A 24,424-nucleotide genomic window follows, 5' to 3' on the forward strand; every position below is an offset into this window, starting at 1 on the left:
GGTGAATCCGTGGCGCATGGGAGGGAGTTGCCGCGAAGGTGTCCGGGGGCGGCGCGGGGCGCGGCACCGGAAGATGTTCGGCGCGGTGGTTCGGGCGGGTGACGGAGGGCGACCCTGCCCAAGATCGCGTACAGCGGCGGCTAACCTTACGTGTCCGCCCTGGCCAGGGATTTTCGGGAATCAACTCACGCGAAGGGTTGCGCACATGGGCATTCTGAACCGCCTGCGGAACGCGTTCGGACGGTCACGCAAGGAGAGCGTTCCGGAGGCACGGGAGCCTGAGCGTGCGACGACCACGCCGGAGCCGGGGCCGTCCCCGGAGGCGGTGACGCTCCCGTCCCCCTCGCCCGAGCCGACCCCGCCCCCCAAGGCGTCGCTCCCGTCCCCCAGCCAGGAGCCGTCCCCCTCGGCGGTCGACGACTTGGTGGCAGCGGCGTTCGACAACGTCTCGGTCCCGAACCCGTCCCCGGAACCGGATCCTGGCCGAGGGCCTGTAACGAAGCCGACGTCCGCGCCGGACGCCGAGGCGAAGCCGGCCCCCGCGGCAGAGGTGGACCCCGAGCCTGCGGCCGACGCGGACCTGGAGGGCCCGACCGAGGCGACGACCGAGCCTGCGGCTGAAGCGGCACACGCGGACGCGACCGAGGCGGACACGGCCAAGGCGGACACCGACGCGGCAGACAAGACCGCCCCCGAGACGACGACCAGGCCTGCGGCTGAAGCGGCACCGGCGGGCGCGACCGAGGCGGACACGGCCAAGGCGGACGCCGACGCGGCAGACAAGACCGCCCCCGAGGCGACGACCGAGCCTGCGGCTGAAGCGGCACCGGAGCGTGCGGATGATGCGCCCCCGGCGTCCGCCGAGCCCGCGGCCGACGCGGACCCGGAGCCTGTGGCCACGGCGACCACCGACGCGGAGGCCGCGCCGGTCACCGCGCCGGTGCCCGCGACGAGCCCCGGGGCTGAGGCGGAGCCCGATCCGGCCACCGTCTCCGAGCCGAAGGCGGCCCTTGCCGGGGCGGAGGCTCCGGCCGCGGAGACCGAGGCAGCCGCTGCCGGCACCTCCCTCGCCGAGGCCGAGGCCGCAGACGGAGGCGCTGCCGCTGTGCCCACGGTGCCGGGCAGCGATGAAGTCGGCGTTCCCGAAGCCACCCTCCGGCCGGAGGCCGAGGCCACCGCGGAGGCCACCCCCGAGCCGAGGGTCGAGGCCACCCCTGAGGCCACCCCCGAGCCGAAGGCCGAGCCCGCCCCGGAGGGGGAACCCCAGCCGGAGGGGGGCGTCGGCAAGCCGGCGCTGCCCGCGGCGAAGGTGCGGTCCAGAGCCCCGGGGCTGGCCACCGCCTACAAGGCCGCCGCCGCAGCCCTCAAGAAGTACGACCTGACGGGAACCCGCGCCCAGGTCTACCTGGTCCTCGACCGCTCCGGCTCCATGCGCCCGTACTACAAGGACGGCTCCGCCCAGAGCCTCGGCGAGCAGGTCCTCGCCCTGGCCGCCCACATCGACCCGGACGCCGCGAGCCCGACGGGCCCCTCCGTGCACGTCGTCTTCTTCTCCACGGAGATCGACGGCACCGGCACTCTCACGCTCTCCGAGCACGAGAACCGCATCGACGAGCTGCACGCCGCGGCGGGCCGCATGGGCCGCACCAGCTACCACCGCGCGATCGAGGAGGTCGTGGCGCACCACGAGAAGTCGGAGCGCGCCGGCGAACCCGCCCTGGTGATCTTCCAGACGGACGGCGCCCCCGACGCGAAGGGCGTGGCGACGCAGGCGCTGAAGGACGCCGCCGCGCACCCCCTCTTCTTCCGGTTCGTCGCGTTCGGCGAGCACGACGCGAAGGGCTTTGACTACCTCCGCAGGCTCAAGGCGGAGAACGCGGCCTTCTTCCACGCGGGCCCCACGCCCCGCGAGCTCACGGACAAGGAGCTGTACGAGGGTCTGCTGGCGGACTGGCGCCCGTAGCCCGGGAGGGCGGGCGGACCCGGGAGCCCGGAAGCCCCGGGTCCGCCCCCTGATATCGATGTGAGTCGATCTTGATCCGGCCGTTAGGATTTCGACCATGGCGGCCATTGGATCCGAGAAGCAGGGAGCGGGCGAGAACGCGAAGGCGTTCTACGTCTCGACCCCCATCTACTACGTAAACGACGCTCCTCACCTGGGCCACGCCTACACGACCGTTGCAGGGGACGTGCTCACGCGCTGGCACCGTCAGCGCGGCGAGAAGGTGTGGTACCTCACCGGCACGGACGAGCACGGTCAGAAGATCATGCGCACGGCCGAGGCGAACGACGTCACCCCCCAGGAGTGGTGCGACAAGCTCGTCACCGAGGCCTGGAAGCCCCTCTGGGAGCACCTGAACATCGCGAACGACGACTTCATCCGTACGACGGAGAAGCGTCACACCGACCGCGTCCAGGAGTTCGTCCAGGATCTCTACGACAAGGGCGAGATCTACAAGGGCGGCTACGAGGGCCCGTACTGCGTGGGCTGCGAGGAGTACAAGCTCCCCGGCGACCTCATCGACGGCGAGGGCGCGTTCGAGGGGCAGAAGCTCTGCCCCATCCACAAGAAGCCGGTGGAGCTCCTCAAGGAGGAGAACTACTTCTTCAAGCTCAGCGAGTACGGCGACAAGCTCCTCGCCCTCTACGAGGCGAACCCGGGCTTCATCCAGCCCGAGTCCGCGCGCAACGAGGTCGTGAACTTCGTCCGGCAGGGGCTGCAGGACCTGTCGATCTCGCGCTCGACCTTCGACTGGGGCGTCCCGGTCCCGTGGGACGACAAGCACGTCATCTACGTGTGGGTCGACGCGCTGCTCAACTACGCGACGGCCGTCGGCTACGGCGCCAACCAGGAGAAGTTCGACGGGACCTTCCCCGCCGACGTCCACCTGGTCGGCAAGGACATCCTCCGCTTCCACGCGGTGATCTGGCCCGCGATGCTGCTCGCGCAGGGCCTCCCGGTGCCCGGCAGGATCGCCGCGAACGGCTGGCTGATGGTCGGCGGCGAGAAGATGTCGAAGTCGAACCTGACGGGCATCAAGCCGCAGGACCTGACCTCGCACTTCGGCGTGGACGCGTACCGCTGGTACTTCCTGCGCGCGATCGCGTTCGGCAGCGACGGCTCGTTCTCCTGGGAGGACTTCTCCGCCCGCTACACCTCCGAGCTCGCCAACGACTACGGCAACCTCGCCTCGCGCGTCGCCGCCATGGTCGGCAAGTACTTCGGCGGCGCGCTGCCCGGTGCCACGGCCGACGGCGACGCGGAGCAGGCGGTCAAGGACGGCCTGGCCAAGGCCGTCGCCGAGGCCGACCGGAAGATCGGCGAGGAGCTGGACTTCCAGGGCGGCATCCTGGCGATCTTCGAGTTCGTGAAGCAGGTCAACGGCTACATCACGGAGCAGGAGCCGTGGAAGGTCGCCAAGGACGACTCGCCCGAGGGCAAGGCCCGCCTGGCGACGATCCTCTACACGGCGGCGGAGTCGCTCCGCGCGGTCGCGGTCCTGCTGAACCCGGTCATGCCGGAGACCTCGCAGAAGCTCTGGGACTCCCTCGGCGCGGAGCCCCTCCTGGGCGCGCTCGCCGAGCAGGACGTCCAGGCCGCCGGCACGTGGGGCAGGCTCCCCGCGGGCGCGACGGTCACGAAGGGCGCGGTGCTGTTCCCGCGCCTGGAGGAGAAGCCGGCCGCGTAACGGCGCCGGACGCCGCACGGCAAGGCCCCGTAAGGTCCCGGTGCCCTCCCGAAACCCGGGGCGGGCACCGGGACCTTCCGCACCCCCCCCCCCCCCCCCATCCACCGCGCCCACCACCCACCGCGCCGACCACCCGCCGTCCCCAGCCGGGGCGTTGGGATAGCGTCGCCGTCATGAACCCGCCCGGAGGAAGCGACCACACCCCCGAACACGACGGCGGCGGACCCGGCGCCACCGGCCGCGCCCGCCTGACCGGCCAGGCGCCCCTGCCCGACAACGCACCCCTGCCCGACCAGGCCCCGGCCGACCCCACCGCCGCCGACGAGACGCTGGCGAACCAGCCGATCGGCTACTGGACAGGACGTGCCCACGCCGCCGTCACCCGTCCACTGCGGGACGCCATGGCCAGGATCGACGTGACACAGCCGCAGTACTGGGTGCTGAACCGCGTGAGCGCGGGCCCGACGGCGCCGAGCCGCGACGACGTGATCGACCTGCTGACACCGCTGGCGGACGGCCCGCACGACATCGGCCGGGTCATCGACCAGCTCCTGTACCGGAGTTGGCTCCGGGCCACCCCGGACGAGACGGGCCACCACCCGACCCTGCGCCTCACCGCCGAGGGCGAGGCCGCCCGCCTGCGCCTGCGCGAACTGGCGACGGAACTGCGCGCGGTGGTCCACGAGGGCGTCACGGACGAGGAGTACGTGGCAGCGCTGAAGGTGCTGCGCAAGATGACGGCCAACGCGGAGGCGGCCTCGTAGCCCACCCCCCTTCTTCTCGGGGCCGCCGCCCGCGGCGAAGGAGCTGTCCACCCCCGCCCCGACGTACGCCGCCCTCTACCCTGGTCGCAGAAACGTCCTGTCGGGGTGGGAGGGCTTGTGGGCGGCTCCGGTGCGGGCTTGGGTGGCGTGGAGAACTCCGTCTCCGGCGGGCGGCAGGACATCGTCGTGCAGGGGCGGGACTTCAACGGGCCGGTCACCGTCCACGGCGGCTCCGCCGGACGGCCGCGGCCCGCGCGCTCCGCGTACTGGGAGCACGTACGGAACATCGCGCCCGCCGAACTCATCGACCGCGAGACGGAGTTGGCCGAGCTCGCCGCCTTCTGCCGGGGTGCGGGGGAGCGTTCCTTCGCGTGGTGGCGGGCCGGCCCCTGGGCCGGCAAGAGCGCGCTGCTCGCATGGTTCGCGCTGCACCCGCCCGAGGGCGTCCGCGTCGTCCCCTTCTTCATCACCGCCCGCCTCGCCGCGCAGAACGACCGGAGCGGCTTCGTGGACGTGGTCCTGGAGCAACTGGCCGAGCTCGTCGGCGAACCCGTGCCGCCGCAGCTGACGGAGGCCACGCGGGAGGCGCATCTGCTGCGGCTCTGCGGGCGGGCGGCCACGGAGTGCCGGGGGCGGGGCGAGAGGCTCGTCCTGCTCGTGGACGGCCTCGACGAGGACCGCGGGAGCACGGACGGGCCCGACTCCCACAGTGTCGCGGGGCTCGTGGCCCGGATCCCTCACGAGGCGCTGCGGGTCGTCGTCGCGGGCCGGCCGCATCCGCCGCTCCCGGCGGACGTACCGGGCACCCACGCACTGCACCAGGCGTGCACGGTACGGGAGTTGGAGCCGTCCGCGTGGGCCGGTGCGGTGCGCAGCTCCGCCGAGCAGGAGCTGAAGCGGCTCTTCCACGCGGGCGGCCGCCACCTCGACACGCTCGGGCTGCTCACCGCGGCGGGCGGCGGCCTGAGCCTCGACGACCTCGCCCACCTGACCCGCTCCGCGCCCTACGAACTCCAGGACGTCCTGCGCACCGCGTCGGGCCGCACCTTCGAGGTCCGCGAGGGCGCCTACCTCCTCGCCCACCAGGAACTGCACCTCCAGGCACGGCGGTTGATCGGTGATACGGGGCTCGGCGCGTACCGGGAGCGGCTGCACACGTGGGCCGCCGGGCACCAGGAGCGCGGATGGCCCCCGAAGACCCCGTCGTACCTGCTGCGCGGCTACTTCGCGATGCTGCGCGAGCACGCGGACGTCCCCCGTCTCGTCGCGCTCGCCGCGGATCCGGCCCGGCACGAACGGCTGTACGGCGACACGGGCGGCGACGTGGCCACGCTCGCGGAGATCCGCGCGGGCGAGGAGGCGGTGGTCGAGGCGGTCGTCGAGGGGGGCCTCCGGGCGGGCGTCGAGGCCGGTGGGCAGCCGCTGTCCGACCTGCTGCGGCTCGCGGTGCAGCGGCACATCCTGTCGGAGCGCAATATCGCCGTTCCGGTCGAACTGTCACAGGCCATGGCCGCGTTGGGCCACGCCGACCGTGCGGTGGCCCTCGCGCTCAGCCAGCCCCACCTGAGGGAACAGGGCACCGCCCTCATCGGCGTCGCCGAGGCGCTGCGCCGACGGGGAGAAGGTGAGCGGGCGGCCGGAGCACTGCGGAAGGCGGAGGCCACCGCCCACCGGCCGGGCCGACACGCCGGCGACCCGCGGCTCCTGGCGGAGGTGGTCGAGACGTGGCTCGCCTGGGGTGAGCTGGAGCACGGCGGTGAGCTGGCGAAACGCGCGTGGGACGAGCGGGCCGGCACACTCGCCGAGGGCGACGAGCAGAACTACGAGCGGGCGCTGGAACTCCTCACGGTGGCCCTCGGCATGGCGCGAGCGGGTGCGGCCCGCCAGGCCGCCGAGTTCGCCCGCCTGGCGGAGAAGCCCCTCAGCCTCGGTGGAAGGTTCTACTCCGGCAACTCGGTGCTGGCCATCGCCAGGACGTACGCGCAACTGGACGAGGTCGAGCGCGCGCTCGCGTTCGCCGAAGGGCTGAAGAACGAGCGCGCGTACAGCGAGACCATCGCGCATGCCGCCCGTGTGGAGATCGCCCTGGTCCTCGCCAGACGCGGCGACTTCGCGGGCGCCCAGTCGCTGGCCCTGCCGACACCTGAGGTGGACGCCGGTCCCACCCCCGCCGCCACGACCGGTCTGGACCACCTGACGCGGGGGGAGAACTGCCGGGTGTTGATCGCCGTCGGCCGCCACGCCGAGGCGGAGGAACTCGCCCTCTCCCTCCCGTCGAGCCACAACCGCTGCTCGATCGCCCTGTCCATGGCTCGAGCAGGGCAAGCCGACCGGGCGCTGCGGCTGATGGCGGGCGTCAAGCCGGTGCACACCGACGGCGGCGCTCTGACCAGGGCCTTCTGCAAGGCCCTGATAGACGGGGGACGGTACGAGGACGCTTCACGCACGGCCCGGCGGCTCGCCGGGGAGCATGGGGTGCGGGGCTCGATCGTGTGCGGCCCGGTCGCCCTGGCCATGGCCGCAGCGGGCCAACACCGCCGCGCGCTGGAGCTGGCCGAGCCCCTGGACGAGGCGGCCCCGCGACCGGCGGAGCTGTACTGGAAGTCCAGGGTCCTGCTCGCCGTCGGGCAGCCCGGTGCCGCGCGGAGCCTGGCCGCCACCATCCCGGTGCGGGGCTGGCAGACCGCGGGTCTCGCGGCGGTCACCCGAAGCCTCGCGGCCGAGGGGCGTACCGAGGAGGCGGAAGCCGTCCTCGCCCAGGCCGAGTCCGGCTACCGCGACGCCGCTCCCCTCCTCGACGACGTGCGCGAACGGGCCCTGGTGGCGACGGCCCTGGCCGAGGCCGGCCACCACCGGCAGGCCCTCGCTCTCCTCGAAGGCATCGAGGAGCGGCTGACCGAGGAGGAGTCCGCCTCCGCGTCTCCCTACGCCTCCCTCGAAAAGGAGGCCGTGGCCCGGGCGCTGGCGGCCACCCGACAGTTCGAGCGCGCCTTGGGAAACATCCCCGCCGCCAGGCCGCACCACGACCACGCGGACACGGATGCGGACACCGACGCAGAGGCGGAGGCGGCGGCAGACGTGGGCGCGGAGGCGGACGTAAAGGCAGAGGCGGAGGCGGACGTGGACGCGGACGTCTGGCTGCTGGCCGTCATCCGGCAGTTGACCGCATCGGGAGAGCCCCGCCTCGCCCAGGCCCTGCTCCCCGGTCTCGCCCATGCGTGGAACCGCGAGGGCACGGCGTGCGAGCTGGCGGCGCACCACGCCGGTCAGGGACAGTTCGACCTGGCGCTCTCCCTCGTAGGCTCCACCTCGCCCGACACCGAACACCGCCTGGAGACCCTGGCGGTGATCGTCGAGCGTCTCGCCGGAGACGGCCAACGGGCCCGGGCCGAGGGCCTCTTCACCGACCTCATGGCGGCGGCGGACCGGACGCCGACGAAGCACCGCGGCACGTTCGCCGCGCTCGCCCGTGCCGCGTACGCCCTCGACGACCACGCGACGACGACGGCCCTGTTCGACCGGGCCGACGACAGCTTCCCGTACGAGCGCTACGAGGGGGAGTTCGCCCGGGTCGCCCGGGCGCTGGTGCACACCGGCCGGGACGACCGCGCCGAGGCCTTCGTCCGCGGGAGCCAGGACGGCCTGGACAGGGGCAGCATCCTGGTCGGCCTCGTCGAAGCCCTCGCCGCGTCCGGCGACCACGCCCGCGCCGAGGCCCTTGCCCGGTCCCTCGCCCCGTCGTCCCGGACCACCGCGGCCGTCTGCGGGGCCCTCGCCCTCGCGCTGCCGCCCGACCGCGCCACCCCGTCCGCCGCGCTGGCGGTCCACCACGGCGACTGGATCACGGCGCTCCCCGCCCTCCTCCACGCCGACCCCGACACCCTCGGCGTCCTCACGGGCCCGGACATCTGGCCGCGACTGATCGCGTACTGAGCGCCGGGCCCCGAACCGAGCGCCGGACCCCGAACGAGTGCCGGGCCCCGCTCACACCCCGTAAGACCCCACCAACCGCGCCAACTGCCGCCCCGCCGCCCGCAAGGGCTCCTCGCTGCGGGACACCTGGGCCGTCACCTCGGCGCCCTCCAGCGCGCTGATCACCGTCGTCGCCACCTCCCGCGCGTCGTCCGCGCCGAACCCCGCTGCCAGCAGCTTCTCCTCGACGACCCGTTCCCAGCCGCGCAGCGCCTTCGCGCACACCCGCTGGATCTCCGAGTCCGTGCCGAGCGTCTCCAGGGCGGCGGCCGTGACGGGGCAGCCGTCGGTCCAGCCCGACTCCCGCAGGGCGACGGCGAGTTCGGCGGCGCAGGACTCGACCGCCGCCGCCGGATCCCTCTCCCGCGCCAGCGCGGCCCGCAGCAGCGTCGCGAACTCCTCGTCGCTGTACGTGATCGCCGCGACCGCGACGGCCTCCTTCCCGCCGGGGAAGAAGTGGTAGACGGAGCCGAGCGTGGCCTCCGCCTCCTGGGCGATCTGCTTGATGCCGGTGCCGACGTAACCCTGGCGCTGGATGAGGCGGGCGGCGACGACGACGATCCGGTCGCGGGTGCTGAGGGCTGCGCCGGGCGCCGTGCCGGACGCGGGTCCGGGCGTCGAGCGGGGCGCTGCGCTGTTCTGGGCCATGGCTCCACCCTACCCAGCCATTAAGTAGAGCGTTCGTTCTAGAGCCGTGCTACGTTCTCCCCGAGCGCTGGATAGAGCGATCGTTCTAGTCGCTGTTCGTTGACGTTCCGCACCTTTCTGGAGTCACGCATGCCTGCCACCGCACCCTCCGCCACCACCCCGGCCCCGGCCCCCGCCGTCACCGTCATCGGTCTCGGCCCGATGGGCCGGGCCATGGCCGCCGCCTATCTCGACCGCGGCTACCGCGTCACCCTCTGGAACCGCACCCCGTCCCGCGCCGACTCCCTGGTCGAGCGCGGCGCGATACTCGCCGGGAGCGTCGAAGAGGCGCTGCGCGCCAACGAGTTGGCGATCCTCAGCCTCACCGACTTCGACGCGATGTACGCGGTCCTCGGGACCGCCGAGGCCGCCGTCGCGGGCCGCACCCTCGTGAACCTCAGCTCGGACACCCCGGAGAAGGCGCGGGCGGGGGCCCGTTGGGTGACCGGCCTCGGCGGCACCCATCTCACCGGCGGGGTCCTCGTGCCGCCGCCCCTGATCGGCACCGCCGACGCGTCGACCTTCTACAGCGGGCCGCGCGAGGCGTACGACCGGCACCGCGACGCCCTCGAAGTCATCACCGGCAAGACCGACCACCGGGGAGAGGACCAGGGGCTCGCCGCCCTCATGTACCAGCTGAACATGGCGATCTTCTGGCCGTCGATGATCGCCTACTGGCAGGCCGTCGCCATGGCCGGCGCCCACGGCCTCACCGCCGAGGACATCGCGCCGCACGCCGCGGAGAACTTCGCGGGCATGGGCCACTTCATCGACTTCTACGCGCCCCGCATCGACGCGGGGAACCACGCGGGCGACGTCGACCGCACCGCGATGGGCCTGGCCAGCATGGAACACGTCGTGCACACCGCCGCCGACGCGGGCGTGGACACGGCGTTCCCGAAGGCGGTGCACGACGTCTTCCGCCGCGTGGTGGCGGCCGGCCACGGGGCGGACAGCTTCTCCTGGGCGGTGGAGTTGATGAGGAAGGGCGCCTGACGGCCACCTCGCGGCACAGAGCGGCCACCCCACGGCACAGAGCCAACCGCGCCCCGCACGCCGCAATCGCGGCTCGGGGCGACTGCCCACCGGAACGAGGGGTATGTCTCACGGTGAGCTAAGTCATGCGGAGAGGAGGCTTAAATTGACGCCGCCTTCACACCTGCCTACGTAAGCTTCACGACATGGCCACGACTCCCTCCCCCGACCGGCGGCGCACCGCCGACGAGGTCAATGAGGACATCCGTGCGCTGTGGCTGCGCGCGGGCGGACGCCTCCGTCCCGACGAACGCGTCCGGTACGAGCAGCTCGTCACCGAGTGGGCCGAGGCGGAAGCCAACGCCTCGCCGACCCACGCCGCTTGAGCAGCGCACCCTCCAAGGGCACGAGAAACCGCGCGACCAGCCACAACACGCCCCCGCAACACACCCGCGGTGACACAGAACGAACACCGGAACGCCAAGAGCACCGAGAACGCCAAAAGGGCCCCGGAACCAGTCTGGTTCCGGGGCCCTTCTCGCACCGCTACTGCGCCGCGGGCTTCCGCAGCGAGATGTTCAGCTCGCGCAGACGGCTCTCGTCCAGCTCGGTGGGCGCGCCCATCATCAGGTCCTGCGCGTTGCCGTTGAGCGGGAAGGAGATCGTCTCGCGGATGTTCGGCTCGTCGGCGAGGAGCATCACGATGCGGTCGACGCCCGGGGCGATGCCGCCGTGCGGCGGGGCGCCGAGGCGGAACGCGCGCAGCATGCCCGCGAACTCGTGCTCGACGGTCTCCGCGTCGTAGCCCGCGATCTCGAAGGCCTTGATCATGACGTCGGGCTCGTGGTTCCTGATGGCGCCGGAGGAGAGCTCGATGCCGTTGCAGACGATGTCGTACTGCCAGGCCAGGATGTCGAGCGGGTCCTTCTCCGTCAGGTCCTTCATGCCGCCCTGCGGCATCGAGAAGGGGTTGTGGGAGAAGTCGATCTTCCCGGTGTCCTCGTCCTTCTCGTACATCGGGAAGTCGACGATCCAGCAGAAGCGGAAGACGCCCTCTTCGAAGTGGCCCGCGCGCTTGGCCGCCTCGACGCGCACCGCGCTCATGATCTTCGAGACCTCGTCGAACTCGCCCGCGCCGAAGAAGACGGCGTGCCCGGCCTCCAGGCCGAGGCGCTTGGTCAGCTCGGCGACGTTCTCCTCGGTGAGGAACTTCGCGATCGGGCCGGTCAGCGAACCGTCCTCGGCGACGCGCACCCAGGCCAGGCCCTTGGCGCCCTGCTCGACCGCGTAGTCACCGAGACCGTCGAAGAACTTGCGGGACTGCGATGCGGTGTCCGGCACCGGAAGGGCACGCACGTGCTTGCCGGCGAAGGCCTTGAACTCCGAGGCCTCGAAGATGTCGGTGATGTCGACCAGTTCGAGCTTGGCGCGCAGGTCGGGCTTGTCGTTGCCGTACTTCAGCATCGACTCGCGGAACGGGATGCGCGGGAACGGCGAGGTGACCTCGCGGCCGCCGCCGAACTCCGTGAAGAGCTCCGTCATCAGCTTCTCGATGGGGCGGAAGACGTCTTCCTGCTCCACGAAGCTCATCTCGACGTCGAGCTGGTAGAACTCGCCCGGCGAGCGGTCCGCGCGCGCATCCTCGTCGCGGAAGCAGGGTGCGATCTGGAAGTAGCGGTCGAAGCCCGAGATCATCAGCAGCTGCTTGAACTGCTGGGGGGCCTGCGGCAGCGCGTAGAACTTGCCGGGGTTCAGGCGGGAGGGCACGACGAAGTCGCGCGCGCCCTCGGGGGAGGTCGCGGTGAGGATCGGCGTCGCCATCTCGTTGAAGCCGAGGGCCACCATCTTGGAGCGGATGGCGGCGATCACGGCCGACCGCAGCATGATGTTGCGGTGCATGCGCTCGCGGCGCAGGTCCAGGAAGCGGTACTCCAGGCGCCGCTCCTCGTTCACGCCGTCCTCGGCGTTGATCGTGAAGGGCAGCGGGGCGGCGGCGCCGAGCACCTCGACCTCGGCGGCCTCGATCTCGACCTCGCCGGTGGGCAGCTCGGGGTTCACGTTGTCCGTGCCACGCGAGACGACCTTGCCGTCGACGCGGACGACGGTCTCCTTGGACAGCTTGTCCAGGACCTCGGCGGCCTTGGTGCCGGGGCGGGCCACCAGCTGCGTGATCCCGTAGTGATCGCGGAGATCGATGAAGAGAATGCCGCCCAGGTCTCGGCGATTGTGCAGCCAGCCGCTCAGCCGGACGTCGGTGCCGACGTCAGAGGCGCGGAGCTCGCCGCAGGTGTGGGACCTGTACCGATGCATCGTCGTTCATCCAGTCTTCGCGAATAGGGGAGAGAGCAGACCACCCCAAGGCTACCGTCCGGCCGAAGATCGGTTTCCGGATATCCGCGGGCGCCACCCTCCCGGGGCCCGGGAACGACGGGGCTCGGTGGCGGCTTCCCTGTACATCTTCCTAAAGTGGGTCAATGCGCACCGACGATCCCCTTCAGCGGGTGGGGGATGACTCCCTGCCTCCCGTACGGGACGTCCTGGCCGCGATCGCGACCGGCCTGTGGCGCTGGGACAACGCGTCCGGGACCGTCACGCTCGACGCGGAGGCCGCCCGGCTCCTCGGCCTGCCCGCCCACGCCCAGACCCTCACCGAGGCGGGCGTGCGCTCCCGCTTCCACCCCGTCGACTGGAACGAGATCTACGGGACCGTCCAGCTCGCCGTCGCCGAGGGCACCCTCGCCGAGGCCCGGCTGCGGATCATGGACGAGACCGGGCGGCGGGTCCTGCGCACGGTGCGCAGCCGCTCCAAGCCCGTGCTGCACGGCACGACCGAGGCGTACGAGCTGATCGGCACACTGCAGGAGGTGACGGAGCCCGCGCCGGGCACCGCCGCCCGCACCCCGGTCACCGGCGACTGGCGGCGCTCCCGGGAGGCGTTCCTGCTCGACGCGGGGCGCGCGCTCGCCGAGGCGCGGTCCACGGAGGAGGTCCTCAGGGTCGCCGCGGGGCTCTCCATGCCGGGGTTCTCGCCGGACGGCCTCGCGGTCTTCGGGGTCGAGGGCGAGCGGCTGACGATCATCGGGCACCACGGCCACCAGCCCGGCGACGACGGCCCGTTCTCCGCGATGCCGCTGGACACCGACTACCCGGCCGCCGAGGTGGTCCGCACCGGCCGCGCCGTGTACCTGTCCACGCCGGAGGACTACCGCAGGCGCTATCCGGCCGCCTGGCCGCTGGCCAGTCGTTTCGAGCGGCAGTCGTGGGCGTTCCTGCCGCTGACCGTCGCGGGCCGCACGATGGGCACGTGGATGGCGGCCTTCACGTATCCCGTCTCCTTCACGCCCGACGAGCGGTCCGTCCTGACGACGGTCGCGCGGATGCTGGCGCAGGCCCTGTCGCGGGCCGGCGTCGCGGAGTCCGAGCGGGAGCTGACCGAGGGCCTGCAGCGCTCGATGCTGCCGCTGCTCGGGCCGCGCATCCCCGGGATGAGCGTGGCCGCCCGCTATGTGCCGACCGGCGGGGGACTGCAGGTCGGCGGCGACTGGTACGACATGATCCCGCTGCCCAGCGGCCGCATCGCCTTCGTCATCGGCGACGTGCAGGGCCACGACGTGCGCGCGGCGGGCCTGATGGGCCAGCTGCGGATCGCCCTGCGCGCCTACGCCTCCGAGGGGCACCGCCCCGACGCGGTCCTCTCCCGCGCCACCCGCTTCCTGTCGGGGATCACGGAGTCCATCACCTACGGGTCCAGCGGCACGGGCACCGACGAGGCCACCGAGCACGACCCGCGCTTCGCGACCTGCCTGTACGTGGAGGCCGACCCGGCGACCGGCGTCCTGGAGATGGCCCGCGCGGGCCACCCCGAACCCGCGATACGCATGAGCGACGGAACGGTCCTGCTGCGGCCCACCGCGGGCGGCCTGCCCCTGGGCATCGACCCGGACGCCGACTATCCGACGACCCGGCTCGTCCTGGAGTCCGGCGAGACCATGCTGATCTGCACCGACGGGCTGATCGAGACCGGCGGCCACGACCTGGACAGCGGCTGGTCGCGGATCAGGACGATCCTGGAGGAGTACCGGGACGAGGGCGAGGCCGACGGTCTCGAGCAGCTCGCCGACTCGCTCGTACAGGCCGTGCACGGGCCCTCCTCCCACCACACCACGGGCCCGCTCGTGGACCGGCGCGAGGACGACATAGCCGTGCTGCTGCTGAGCCGTACGAGCCGCTCCGAGCAGCGCACGGACGCCCGCCGCACCGTCCTGACCGTCGCCCAGGCCGAACCGGAGCGCATCGCGGGCGCGCGGCGCCACCTGCGGGACCTGCTGCACGACTGGGCGGACGACGACCAGGTCGACTCGGCGGTCCTGATGGTCTCGGAGATGCTCACGAACGTCCTCGTGCACACCGACGGCGACGCCCTGATGGTCGCCGAGGTCACCGGCGAGCCGGGCGCCCGCCGGCTGCGGGCCGAGGTCGCCGACGGCAGCGACGACCTGCCGCACAAGCGCCACCCCGGCGAGCTCGCCTCCTCGGGCCGCGGCCTGGTCCTGATGGAGCTGCTGGCCGGCGCGTGGGGCGTGGACCCGCGCGGCGACGGCAAGAGCATCTGGTTCGAGCTCTACGAAGGGGCGGGGCCCTCCGTCGGCGGGGCCGGGGCGGTGGACGCCGGCGTGCTCGACGTCGGCGAGGACGACGTACCGGAGTAGCGCGACCGCAGCTCCGAGACGATGCCGAACGCCGCCGCCGTCAGCGGCACCGCGAGCAGCATCCCGAGGATCCCGGCCACCGACGCCCCCGCGGTGATCGCCAGCATCACCACCGCCGGGTGCATCTGCACGGTGCGGCTCTGGATCATCGGCTGGAGGATGTGGCCTTCGAGCACCTGCACGGCGAGGACCACGCCGAGCGCCCACAGCGCGATGACGAAGCCTCGGTCGGCGAGGGCGACCAGGACGGCGACCGCGCCGGACAGGAACGCCCCGAGGTAGGGGATGTACGCGCCGACGAAGACGAGCGCGCCGAGGCCCCAGGCGCCGGGGACACCGAGGATCAGCAGGCCGACGGTGATGCAGAGGGCGTCGATGAACGCGATGATCGTCGTCCCGCGCATGAAGCCCTCGATGGCCTCGAACGCGCGGTGCGCCATGGCCTCGACGGAGTCGGCGCTGTCGCCGGGGGCCAGCGAGCGCAGCGCGTCCGTGGCGCGCCCCGAGTCGCGCAGGAAGAAGAAGACGAGCAGCAGGGCGAGGACGGCCATCGCCATCATCTCGCCGACGGTGCTGAGGCCGCTGATCACCCCGGACGCGGCGGTCCCGCCGAACTTCCCGAAGAGCTCCTTGGCGTTGGACGCCATGTCGTCGAGCGAGGTGCCCGCCGCCCCGAAGTACTTCGACAGGTCGGTCGCGGCCTGCTTGAGGGAGGAGACGATCTGGTCGCCGCTGTCGATCAGCGCCTTGACCACGATGTACGTGGCGCCGCCGACGACGGCGACGACGGCCGCGCAGGTCAGCCCCGCGGCCAGGGAGCGCTGCACCTTCATCCTGACGAGCCGCCGGTACAGCGGGCCGAGCAGCGCGGTGCCGAGCAGCGCGAGCAGGACCGGGGTGACGGCTGTCTTGAACGTGACGCAGAGCCAGATCCCCACGCCGGCGACGCCGGTGACGAGGAGGGCGACGACGCACCAGGCGGCGAGGCGGCGCGCGGGCTCGGGCAGAAGGGTGCTCACCCTCCTACCCGAGCACGGCGCCGCGGGGCCCGCACGTTATGTACGGCCGGGCGGCCCTACATGCCGTGGACCGCGGGAACGGTGCCGAGCAGCCCCTTCTGGAAGTCCTCGAAGGCCTGCTGCAGCTCGGCCTGACTGTTCATCACGAACGGTCCGTAGTGGGCCATCGGCTCGCGGATCGGCCGCCCGCCCAGCAGCACGACCTCCAGGTCGGGGGCGTGCGCGTCCTGCCGCTCGTCCGCGCGGACGGTCAGCGAGGACCCGGCGCCGAAGACCGCGGTCTGCCCCATGTGCACGGGCCGCCGCTCGGTGCCGACGCTGCCGCGCCCGGCGAGGACGTACGCGAGTCCGTTGAAGTCCTCGCGCCAGGGCAGCGTCACCTCGGCGCCGGGACGCACGGTCGCGTGGATCATCGTGATCGGCGTGTGCGTGATGCCGGGGCCCTCGTGCCCGTCCAGCTCGCCGGCGATGACGCGGAGCAGCGCGCCGCCGTCGGGGGTGGAGAGCAGCTGGACCTGGCCGCCGCGGATGTCCTGGTAGCGGGGGTCCATCATCTTGTCCTTCGCGGGCAGGTTCACCCACAGCTGGAGGCCGTGGAAGAGGCCGCCGGACTGGACGAGGGACTCCGGCGGCGCCTCGATGTGCAGGAGGCCGCTGCCGGCCGTCATCCACTGGGTGTCGCCGTTCTGGATGGTGCCGCCGCCACCGTTGGAGTCCTGGTGGATGAAGGTGCCGTCGATCAGGTACGTGACCGTCTCGAAGCCGCGGTGCGGGTGCCAGGGGGTGCCCTTGGGCTCGCCCGCCTCGTACTCCACCTCGCCCATCTGGTCCATCATGATGAACGGGTCGAGGTACTTGTAGTTGATCCCCGCGAAGGCCCGGCGCACCGGGAACCCCTCGCCCTCGAAGCCGCTCGGCGCCGTGGTCACGGCGAGCACGGGGCGCGCGACGGCGTCGGCCGGCGCCACCACCCGGGGCAGGGTCAGCGGGTTCTCGACAGTCACTGCAGGCATGGTCGGTACCTCCTTGTGAGCTCACTTTAGTTGAACGTAGAACTTTCTGCCACTCACAACGAACGGCGCCCGGAGGGGATTCCCTCCGGGCGCCGGGCTGACCGAAAACGGTCTACGGGTGGCGGCGCGCCCTAGCCGTACATACGGCGCATCGCGAAGTCGACCATCTGCTCCACGGCCTTCGCGTCGAAGACCATGCGGTGCTCGCCCTCCATGTCCAGGACGAAGCCGTACCCGGTCGGGAGCAGGTCGATCACCTCCGCGCCGGTGATCACGAAGTACTTGGAGTCCTTGCCGGCGTACCGGCGCAGCTCCTTGAGGGAGGTGAACATCGGGATCACGGGCTGCTGGGTGTTGTGCAGCGCGAGGAATCCGGGGTTGTCGCCGCGCGGGCAGTAGACCTTCGAGGTCGCGAAGGCCTGCTGGAAGTCCTCGGCGGACATGGAGCCCGTCGTGAAGGCCCGCACGGCGTCCGCGAGGGACGGCGGCGAGGGCTCGGGGTAGAGCGGAGGCTGCTGGCCGTAGCCACCGCCGGGCATGCCCTGCATCTGCTGCGGCGGCGGCTGCGCGCCCGGCGGGGCGTACTGCTGCTGGGCGCCGGGATTCTGGTCGTAGCCGTACATGAGGCGAAGCCTACTGAGTCGCGGATGGCGGGCCGAGCCGTGTCCGCAAAGTCCCGTCCGCCCCGCGACGCCCGGCACGACTCGCCCTTCGGGCGGACGACGTGACGTTGCGGACACGACTCGGGGGTTGCATCTTATTACCGGCGGGTAGCATCATCGTAGCTACTTGCTGGTATTCATCCCTTTCCTGCTTACGGAGCCTTCGCCATGGGCCACTACAAGTCGAATCTCCGCGACATCGAGTTCAACCTCTTCGAGGTGCTCGGCCGCGACAAGCTGTACGGCACCGGCCCGTTCGCGGAGATGGACGTCGACACCGCCAAGAGCATCCTCGACGAACTGCGCCGCCTCGCCGAGAACGAGCTGGCCGAGTCCTACGAGGACGCCGACCGCAACCCGCCGGTCTTCGACCCGGCGACCAACACCGCCCCGGTCCCCGCGACGTTCAAGAAGAGCTACCAGGCCTTCATGGACTCCGAGTACTGGCGCCTCGGCCTGCCCGAGGAGATCGGCGGCACGACCTCCCCGCGCTCCCTGATCTGGGGCTACGCGGAGCTGCTGCTCGGCGCGAACCCGGCGGTCTGGATGTACTCCTCCGGTCCCGCCTTCGCCGGCATCCTCTTCGAGGAGGGCAACGAGGCGCAGAAGAAGGTCGCCTCGATCGCCGTCGAGAAGCAGTGGGGCTCCACGATGGTCCTGACCGAGCCGGACGCCGGTTCGGACGTCGGCGCGGGCCGCACCAAGGCCGTCCAGCAGGACGACGGCTCCTGGCACATCGAGGGCGTGAAGCGCTTCATCACGTCCGGCGAGCACGACATGTCGGAGAACATCCTCCACTACGTCCTCGCCCGCCCCGAGGGCCACGGCCCCGGCACCAAGGGCCTCTCCCTCTTCCTCGTGCCGAAGTACGAGTTCGACTGGGAGACCGGCGAGCTGGGCGCGCGCAACGGCGTGTACGCGACGAACGTCGAGCACAAGATGGGCCTCAAGGCCTCCAACACGTGCGAGATGACGTTCGGCGACCAGCACCCCGCCAAGGGCTGGCTGATCGGCGACAAGCACGACGGCATCCGCCAGATGTTCCGCATCATCGAGTTCGCCCGCATGATGGTCGGCACGAAGGCCATCGCGGCGCTCTCGACGGGCTACCTGAACGCCCTGGAGTACGCCAAGGAGCGCGTGCAGGGCCCCGACCTCGCCCAGTTCATGGACAAGGCCGCGCCCAAGGTGACGATCACCCACCACCCGGACGTGCGCCGCTCGCTGATGACGCAGAAGGCGTACGCGGAGGGCATGCGCGCGCTCGTGCTGCACACCGCGGCCGTCCAGGACGACATCCAGGTCAAGGAAGCGGCCGGCGAGGACGCCTCGCAGCTGCACGCCCTCAACGACCTGCTCCTGCCGATCGTGAAGGGCTACGGCTCGGAGAAGTCCTACGAGCAGCTGGCGCAGTCGCTCCAGACGTTCGGCGGCTCGGGGTACCTCCAGGAGTACCCCGTCGAGCAGTACATCCGTGACGCCAAGATCGACACCCTCTACGAGGGCACGACGGCGATCCAGGGCCAGGACTACTTCTTCCGGAAGATCGTCCGCAACCAGGGCGCCGCGCTGAACGGCCTCGCCGAGGAGATCAAGAAGTTCCTCGCGGTCGGCACGGGCGGCGAGGGCCTGGCCGGTGCCCGCGAGGAGCTGGCCAAGGCCGCGGTCGAGCTGGAGGCCATCGTCGGCGTCATGCTGACCGATCTCGCGGCCACCGAGCAGGACGTGAAGTCGATCTACAAGGTGGGCCTGAACACCACCCGCCTCCTGATGGCCTCGGGCGACGTCGTCGTCGGCTACCTGCTGCTGCGCGGTGCCGCGGTCGCCGCCGAGAAGCTGGAGACGGCCTCCGCGAAGGACGTCGCCTTCTACCAGGGCAAGATCGCCGCCGCGAAGTTCTTCGCGACGACCGTCCTGCCGGGCGTCACCGCGGAGCGCAAGCTCGCCGAGGGCGTGGACCTGGACCTGATGGAGCTGGACGAGGCGGCGTTCTAGTCCGAGCCGTCGGACCCGCCCGACCCGCCCGACCCGGTTCGTGCATGGTCGACCGGGTTTCCCTCGCACGTCAGCGCGATGCCGCCACCTGATTCCTTCGGGTGGCGGCATCGTCGTATGCCCTGGGTACGCTGAGTGAACGGCCGAGAATCCCGTCCATGGGAGGGACCATGACCGCCGAGCCCCGCACCGACGCCCCGCGCGCGCTCCAGCCCGACGGCTCGGCCTGGCCGATGCCGCCCCAGGACGGTTACACGACGGACGACTTCTTCAGCCTCGACCTCCCGCCGCACACCGAGTTGATCGACGGGAGCCTGATCTTCGTAAGTCCGCAGCGCAAGTTCCACACCCTGGCGATGGACCTCTTGGTCAACGGTGTGCGCGCCACCGTCCCCGAGCACCTGCGCGTGCGCCGCGAGATGGCCGTCGTCCTCGGCCACAAGCAGGCACCGGAGCCGGACCTGGTGGTGGTGGCCGCGGAGGCCGACGCCGACCAGACCCAGACCCGCTACCGGGCCGAGGACGTCCTGCTCGCCGTCGAGGTCGTCTCCCCCGACTCCGAGGAGCGCGACCAGGACACCAAGCCCCGCAAGTACGCGGCAGCCGGCATCCGGCACTTCTGGCTGGTGACGATGGACGAGAACGACCGGCCCGCCGTGCACACCTACGAACTCGACCCGCACACCGGCGGCTACGCGCCCACCGGCATCCACCACGACCGGATGAAGCTCGCCGTGCCGTTCACCGTCGACATCGACCTCACCGAGATCGACCGCCTCTGATCGCCCCGCCACCCGGCCGACAGCCCCATTAGGCTGGCAGCCATGAGCACCCCGTCCCGCTTCGACCGCGGCCACACCGAAGACCTCATGTCCTTCCTCGCCGCGAGCCCCTCGCCGTACCACGCCGTGGCGAGCGCCGCCGAGCGGCTGGAGAAGGCCGGTTTCCGGCAGGTCGAGGAGACCGACGCCTGGGACGGCACGACCGGCGGCAAGTACGTGCTGCGAGGCGGCGCCATCGTCGCCTGGTACGTCCCCGAGGGCGCCGCCGCACACACCCCCTTCCGCATCGTCGGCGCCCACACCGACTCCCCCAACCTCCGCGTGAAGCCGCAGCCCGACGCGGGCGCGCACGGCTGGCGGCAGGTGGCCGTGGAGATCTACGGCGGGCCGCTGCTCAACTCCTGGCTCGACCGCGACCTCGGCCTCGCCGGACGCCTGACCCTGCGCGACGGCACGACCCGCCTGGTGGACGTCGACCGGCCGCTGCTCCGCGTGCCCCAACTGGCCATCCACATGGACCGGTCCGTGCACACCGACGGGCTCAAGCTCGACAAGCAGAAGCACATGCAGCCCATCTGGGGCCTCGGTACCGACGTCCACGAGGGCGACCTGATCCACTTCCTGGAGGAGGAGACCGGCCTCGGGGAGGGCGACGTCACCGGCTGGGACCTCATGACGTACGCCATCGAGCCGCCCGCCTTCCTCGGCCGCGACCGCGAACTGGTCGCGGGCCCCCGCATGGACAACCTCCTGTCCGTGCACGCCGCGACGGCCGCGCTCGCCGCCGTCGCCGCCCGGGAGGACCTGCCCTACATCCCCGTGCTGGCCGCCTTCGACCACGAGGAGAACGGCTCGCAGTCCGACACCGGCGCCGACGGCCCGCTGCTCGGCTCGGTCCTGGAGCGCTCGGTGTTCGCCCGCGGCGGGAGCTACGAGGACCGTGCGCGCGCCTTCGCGGGCACCGTCTGCCTCTCCTCCGACACCGGCCACGCCGTGCACCCCAACTACGCGGAGCGGCACGACCCCACGCACCACCCCCGGGCCAACGGCGGCCCGATCCTCAAGGTCAACGTGAACAACCGTTACGCCACCGACGGTTCGGGCCGCGCCGTGTTCGCCGCCGCCTGCGAGAAGGCGGGCGTGCCCTTCCAGTCGTTCGTCTCCAACAACGCGATGCCGTGCGGCACGACCATCGGCCCGATCACCGCGGCACGGCACGGCATCAAGACCGTCGACATCGGTGTCGCGATCCTCTCCATGCACAGCGTGCGCGAGCTCTGCGGCGCCGACGACCCGCACATGCTGGCCAACGCGCTGGTCGCGTTCCTGGAGGGCTGAGGCCGCATCCCCGAATGTCTGTGTGGTTACGAGGGACCCGGGTACACGGAGACTTCGTAGCCACGACAGCAGGGAGGCGGTCCTCATGGGCCTCGGCGGATGCATTCTTCTGATCGCCGCGGGTGCCATTCTCGCGTTCGCGACGGACTGGGAGATGGAGGGGCTCAACCTCACCGTCGCCGGTCTCATCATGATGGCCGTGGGCCTCATCGGTGTCGCCGTCTTCACCAGCATCGGCCGGCGCAGGCGGGCGGTCCAACCGGTCGCGCAGACCACCGTCGTCGAGCCGGACCAGCAGCGCCGCGGATACTGACATGTCCGACCCGGTGCGGTTCGGGGTAGTCATGGCGCCATGAGACTTCTCGTACGCGACCGGATGCTCGGCATCGGTGACGACTACTGGATCGAGGACGACCAGGGCCGGAAGGTCTTCCTCGTCGACGGCAAGGCCATGCGCCTGCGGGAGACCTTCGAGCTGAAGGACATGCAGGGCCGGGTCCTCGTCGACATCCACGCCAAAGCGCTCTCCCTGCGGGACACGATGGTCATCGAGCGCGAGGGCGAGTCCCTCGCCACCGTGAAGCGCAAGCGCCTCTCGCTGCTGCGCAACCACTACCGCGTGACGCTGGTCGACGGCACCGAACTCGACGTCAGCGGCAAGATCCTCGACCGGGAGTTCGCCATCGAGTACGACGGCGAACTCCTGGCCGACATCTCGCGCCGCTGGTTCCGCGTCCGCGAGTCGTACGGCCTCCAGGTCGTGCGCGAGGACGCCGACCCCGCGCTGCTCCTCGCCGTCGCCGTCTGTGTGATCCGGCTCGCGGAGAAGGAGCGCGAGGACGACTGACCGTCGGGGGTGCCGGCCGCCCGGGGGCCCGGCCCCTCAGGGGGCACCGAACGTCAGGAGCGGGGCCTGGGCGGGGGAGCCAGGCCCAGGAGGCGGTCCTTCAGCGCCGGGAACTGCTCCCGGGTCTGCGCGATCTTCGCGGGGTCCAGGTCGACGGTGAGGACCTCCTCGCCGTCGCCCGCCTCCGCGAGCACCTCGCCCCACGGGTCGACGACCACGCTGTGCCCGGCCTGCGGCACCCCCGCGTGCGTCCCGCCGGTGCCGCACGCCAGGACGTACACCTGGTCCTCGACCGCCCGCGCCCGCGCGAGGAGCAGCCAGTGCTCGCGGCGGCGCGCGGGCCAGCCCGCCGGCACCACGAACATCTCGGCGCCCGCGTCGACGAGCCCCCTGAAGAGCTCGGGGAAACGCAGGTCGTAACAGGTCGCGAGGCCGAGCGTGGTGTCCGGCGTGCGGACCGTCGCCAGTTCCGAACCGGCCGCCATCAGCACGGCCTCGCCCTTGTCGAAGCCGAAGCGGTGGATCTTGCGGTACGCGGCGGCGAGTTCACCGTCGGGGGAGAAGACGAGCGAGGTGTTGCAGAGCGGCCCCTCGCCCCCGGAACCGCCGTCGCCGGCCGTGCGCTCGGGGATCGACCCGGCGTGCAGCCACACGCCCGCGTCGCTCGCGGCCTTCGCCATCGCCTCGTACGTCGGCCCTTCGAGGGGCTCCGCCTCACTCGCGAAGGACTCGTACGCGAAGGCTCCCGTGGTCCACAGCTCCGGCAGCACGACCAGGCCGGAACCCTCACGCTCCGCGACCTCGCGCACCAGTGAAGAGACGCGTGTCCGACGGGAATTGACCGGTTCGTCCTCGTCTACGGCGATCTGGATGAGAGAGGCGCGCACACTACCACCGTCCTGGCATTCGAGCCGTCAATGCAGGCCTACGATCGTCACACGAAAGCACTGCCGGGGTGCCTGCGAGCAGCGTACTGTGATTTTCCGGGGGAGCCCCCCGGACCCCCATACGCCACTCTCAGTCACCCACCGCCCGCGTACGACCGCCGAGGGGTCCCGTGAGTCTCCATCCCAGCCTGCAAACCTACGCCGATGCCTGGACGCATTCCGTGGAAGCGATATCCGAGCTGGTGTCGCCGCTCGCCGAGGCGGAGTGGAGCTGGGCCACCCCCTGCCCCGGCTGGTCGATCCGCGACATCGTCTCCCACGTCATAGGCCTCGACTGCGAGATGCTGGGCGATCCCCGCCCCATCCACACCCTCCCCCGCGACCTGTACCACGTACAGACCGAGGGACAGCGGTACATGGAGATGCAGGTCGACGTGCGGCGCCACCACACCGCGCCCGAGATGACCTCCGAGCTGGAGTACACGATCATCCGCCGCTCGCGGCAGCTGCGGAACGAGTCGCGGGACCCCTCGGTGAAGATCCGCGGTCCGCTCGGCAGCGAGCAGACCCTCGAACTGGCCACGCGCCTGCGGGCCTTCGACGTGTGGGTGCACGAGCAGGACCTGCGCACCACGCTCCGCAAGCCCGGCAACATCGACTCCCCCGGCGCCTACGTCACCCGCGACATGCTGTTGCAGGGGCTCCCGAAGGTCGTCGCGAAGAAGGCGGGCGCGCCCGCGAACTCGGCGGTGGTCTTCGACGTGCACGGCCCCGTCGAGTTCCTGCGCACCGTGCGCGTGGACGCCGAGGGCAAGGGCACCGTCGACAGCGCGCCCTCGCTGGGCCCGCTCGCCACCCTCGGCCTCGACTGGGACACCTACTTCCGGCTCGCCTGCGGCCGCGTGACGTACGCGTCCGTGGCGGACCGCATCAAGGTCGAGGGCGACCAGGAGCTCGCCGAGGCGATCCTGCGCGACTTCGCGGTGACGCCGTAGCCGGGCCTTCCGGAGGCCGAGGCCGAGGGACTGACCCGCACTGAGGACTGACCCGCACTGAGGACCGGGGCTTCGGGGGCAGAGCCCCCG

19 protein-coding genes are annotated in these 24,424 nt (G+C 71.7%); 13 read left to right on the top strand and 6 right to left on the bottom strand.

Features of this window, described 5'->3' with window-relative positions; all coding sequences use genetic code 11:
* Positions 1 to 550: 550 nt before the first annotated feature.
* The 4 genes from ACZ592_RS10310 (at position 551) to ACZ592_RS10325 (ending at position 8,386) form a co-directional block, all read left to right on the top strand.
* Positions 551 to 1,963: a VWA domain-containing protein gene (locus ACZ592_RS10310; RefSeq protein ID WP_471581087.1), complete on the top strand. Its 1,413-nt coding sequence runs from the start codon at positions 551 to 553 to the stop codon at positions 1,961 to 1,963.
* Between the two features lie 97 nt (positions 1,964 to 2,060).
* Positions 2,061 to 3,689, top strand: a complete 1,629-nt coding sequence (gene metG, locus ACZ592_RS10315; RefSeq protein WP_471581088.1) for a methionine--tRNA ligase — start codon at positions 2,061 to 2,063, stop codon at positions 3,687 to 3,689.
* A 173-nt stretch (positions 3,690 to 3,862) separates the two neighbouring features.
* Positions 3,863 to 4,453, top strand: coding sequence for a MarR family winged helix-turn-helix transcriptional regulator (locus ACZ592_RS10320; RefSeq protein WP_471581089.1), 591 nt, complete (start codon positions 3,863 to 3,865; stop codon positions 4,451 to 4,453).
* 138 nt (positions 4,454 to 4,591) lie between these two features.
* On the top strand, positions 4,592 to 8,386 hold the full coding sequence (locus tag ACZ592_RS10325) for a hypothetical protein (RefSeq protein ID WP_471581090.1): 3,795 nt from the start codon (positions 4,592 to 4,594) through the stop codon (positions 8,384 to 8,386).
* Between the two features lie 51 nt (positions 8,387 to 8,437).
* Here the strand turns inward: ACZ592_RS10325 and ACZ592_RS10330 are convergent, their stop codons facing one another.
* Complete coding sequence (locus tag ACZ592_RS10330; RefSeq protein ID WP_471581091.1) at positions 8,438 to 9,073, bottom strand: TetR/AcrR family transcriptional regulator; 636 nt, start codon at positions 9,071 to 9,073, stop codon at positions 8,438 to 8,440.
* A gap of 129 nt (positions 9,074 to 9,202) precedes the next feature.
* Here ACZ592_RS10330 and ACZ592_RS10335 point away from each other — a divergent pair, with 129 nt between their 5' ends.
* Both ACZ592_RS10335 and ACZ592_RS10340 read left to right on the top strand, forming a co-directional pair.
* On the top strand, positions 9,203 to 10,108 hold the full coding sequence (locus tag ACZ592_RS10335) for an NAD(P)-dependent oxidoreductase (protein WP_471581092.1): 906 nt from the start codon (positions 9,203 to 9,205) through the stop codon (positions 10,106 to 10,108).
* Positions 10,109 to 10,293: 185 nt separating this feature from the next.
* Positions 10,294 to 10,473, top strand: coding sequence for a hypothetical protein (locus ACZ592_RS10340; protein WP_471581093.1), 180 nt, complete (start codon positions 10,294 to 10,296; stop codon positions 10,471 to 10,473).
* 160 nt (positions 10,474 to 10,633) lie between these two features.
* Here ACZ592_RS10340 and aspS read toward each other — a convergent pair whose 3' ends face one another.
* A complete protein-coding gene (aspS, locus tag ACZ592_RS10345) occupies positions 10,634 to 12,397 on the bottom strand; it encodes an aspartate--tRNA ligase (protein WP_471581094.1) in 1,764 nt (587 codons plus the stop codon).
* Between the two features lie 164 nt (positions 12,398 to 12,561).
* Here aspS and ACZ592_RS10350 point away from each other — a divergent pair, with 164 nt between their 5' ends.
* Entirely contained in the window at positions 12,562 to 14,796 is a 2,235-nt protein-coding gene (locus tag ACZ592_RS10350; protein WP_471581095.1) for an ATP-binding SpoIIE family protein phosphatase, read from the top strand.
* Here ACZ592_RS10350 and ACZ592_RS10355 read toward each other — a convergent pair.
* From ACZ592_RS10355 to ACZ592_RS10365, 3 genes are all read right to left on the bottom strand, one after another.
* A complete protein-coding gene (locus tag ACZ592_RS10355; protein WP_471581096.1) occupies positions 14,709 to 15,815 on the bottom strand; it encodes an AI-2E family transporter in 1,107 nt (368 codons plus the stop codon). The genes ACZ592_RS10350 and ACZ592_RS10355 overlap by 88 nt on opposite strands.
* 56 nt (positions 15,816 to 15,871) lie before the next feature.
* The gene (locus tag ACZ592_RS10360; protein WP_471581097.1) at positions 15,872 to 16,828 is read right to left on the bottom strand and encodes a pirin family protein; all 957 of its coding nucleotides are present in this window, start codon (positions 16,826 to 16,828) and stop codon (positions 15,872 to 15,874) included.
* Positions 16,829 to 16,959: 131 nt separating this feature from the next.
* Positions 16,960 to 17,451 carry an SseB family protein gene (locus tag ACZ592_RS10365; RefSeq protein ID WP_055563227.1) on the bottom strand — a complete coding sequence of 164 codons (492 nt, stop codon included), beginning with the start codon at positions 17,449 to 17,451 and terminating at the stop codon, positions 16,960 to 16,962.
* Positions 17,452 to 17,658: 207 nt separating this feature from the next.
* On the opposite strand from ACZ592_RS10365, the gene ACZ592_RS10370 reads away from it, so the two are divergent.
* The 5 genes from ACZ592_RS10370 (at position 17,659) to ACZ592_RS10390 (ending at position 22,452) form a co-directional block, all read left to right on the top strand.
* Complete coding sequence (locus ACZ592_RS10370; RefSeq protein WP_471581098.1) at positions 17,659 to 19,485, top strand: acyl-CoA dehydrogenase; 1,827 nt, start codon at positions 17,659 to 17,661, stop codon at positions 19,483 to 19,485.
* 170 nt (positions 19,486 to 19,655) lie between these two features.
* The gene (locus ACZ592_RS10375) at positions 19,656 to 20,267 is read left to right on the top strand and encodes a Uma2 family endonuclease (RefSeq protein WP_471581099.1); all 612 of its coding nucleotides are present in this window, start codon (positions 19,656 to 19,658) and stop codon (positions 20,265 to 20,267) included.
* A 42-nt stretch (positions 20,268 to 20,309) separates the two neighbouring features.
* On the top strand, positions 20,310 to 21,605 hold the full coding sequence (locus ACZ592_RS10380) for a M18 family aminopeptidase (RefSeq protein WP_471581100.1): 1,296 nt from the start codon (positions 20,310 to 20,312) through the stop codon (positions 21,603 to 21,605).
* A gap of 85 nt (positions 21,606 to 21,690) precedes the next feature.
* The gene (locus tag ACZ592_RS10385) at positions 21,691 to 21,918 is read left to right on the top strand and encodes a DUF6458 family protein (RefSeq protein WP_471581101.1); all 228 of its coding nucleotides are present in this window, start codon (positions 21,691 to 21,693) and stop codon (positions 21,916 to 21,918) included.
* Positions 21,919 to 21,957: 39 nt separating this feature from the next.
* Positions 21,958 to 22,452 (top strand): LURP-one-related/scramblase family protein, encoded by a 495-nt coding sequence (locus ACZ592_RS10390; RefSeq protein ID WP_471581102.1) that lies wholly within the window; start codon positions 21,958 to 21,960, stop codon positions 22,450 to 22,452.
* Positions 22,453 to 22,505: 53 nt separating this feature from the next.
* Here ACZ592_RS10390 and ACZ592_RS10395 read toward each other — a convergent pair whose 3' ends face one another.
* A complete protein-coding gene (locus ACZ592_RS10395) occupies positions 22,506 to 23,339 on the bottom strand; it encodes a carbon-nitrogen family hydrolase (protein ID WP_471581103.1) in 834 nt (277 codons plus the stop codon).
* 170 nt (positions 23,340 to 23,509) lie between these two features.
* Between ACZ592_RS10395 and ACZ592_RS10400 the strand changes: the two genes are divergently transcribed.
* Positions 23,510 to 24,334, top strand: coding sequence for a maleylpyruvate isomerase family mycothiol-dependent enzyme (locus ACZ592_RS10400; protein WP_471581104.1), 825 nt, complete (start codon positions 23,510 to 23,512; stop codon positions 24,332 to 24,334).
* Positions 24,335 to 24,424 lie beyond the last annotated feature (90 nt).

It is taken from the genome of Streptomyces sp. NPDC040622, assembly GCF_055593965.1.

Coding starts and splice junctions, on each gene's coding strand:
- ACZ592_RS10390 (WP_471581102.1), top strand. CDS start 21,958: ATGAGACTTCTCGTACGCGACCGGATGCTCGGCATCGGTGACGACTAC.
- aspS (WP_471581094.1), bottom strand. CDS start 12,397: ATGCATCGGTACAGGTCCCACACCTGCGGCGAGCTCCGCGCCTCTGAC.
- ACZ592_RS10330 (WP_471581091.1), bottom strand. CDS start 9,073: ATGGCCCAGAACAGCGCAGCGCCCCGCTCGACGCCCGGACCCGCGTCC.
- ACZ592_RS10320 (WP_471581089.1), top strand. CDS start 3,863: ATGAACCCGCCCGGAGGAAGCGACCACACCCCCGAACACGACGGCGGC.
- ACZ592_RS10375 (WP_471581099.1), top strand. CDS start 19,656: ATGACCGCCGAGCCCCGCACCGACGCCCCGCGCGCGCTCCAGCCCGAC.
- metG (WP_471581088.1), top strand. CDS start 2,061: ATGGCGGCCATTGGATCCGAGAAGCAGGGAGCGGGCGAGAACGCGAAG.
- ACZ592_RS10335 (WP_471581092.1), top strand. CDS start 9,203: ATGCCTGCCACCGCACCCTCCGCCACCACCCCGGCCCCGGCCCCCGCC.
- ACZ592_RS10385 (WP_471581101.1), top strand. CDS start 21,691: ATGGGCCTCGGCGGATGCATTCTTCTGATCGCCGCGGGTGCCATTCTC.
- ACZ592_RS10365 (WP_055563227.1), bottom strand. CDS start 17,451: ATGTACGGCTACGACCAGAATCCCGGCGCCCAGCAGCAGTACGCCCCG.
- ACZ592_RS10370 (WP_471581098.1), top strand. CDS start 17,659: ATGGGCCACTACAAGTCGAATCTCCGCGACATCGAGTTCAACCTCTTC.
- ACZ592_RS10360 (WP_471581097.1), bottom strand. CDS start 16,828: ATGCCTGCAGTGACTGTCGAGAACCCGCTGACCCTGCCCCGGGTGGTG.
- ACZ592_RS10350 (WP_471581095.1), top strand. CDS start 12,562: ATGCGCACCGACGATCCCCTTCAGCGGGTGGGGGATGACTCCCTGCCT.
- ACZ592_RS10380 (WP_471581100.1), top strand. CDS start 20,310: ATGAGCACCCCGTCCCGCTTCGACCGCGGCCACACCGAAGACCTCATG.
- ACZ592_RS10340 (WP_471581093.1), top strand. CDS start 10,294: ATGGCCACGACTCCCTCCCCCGACCGGCGGCGCACCGCCGACGAGGTC.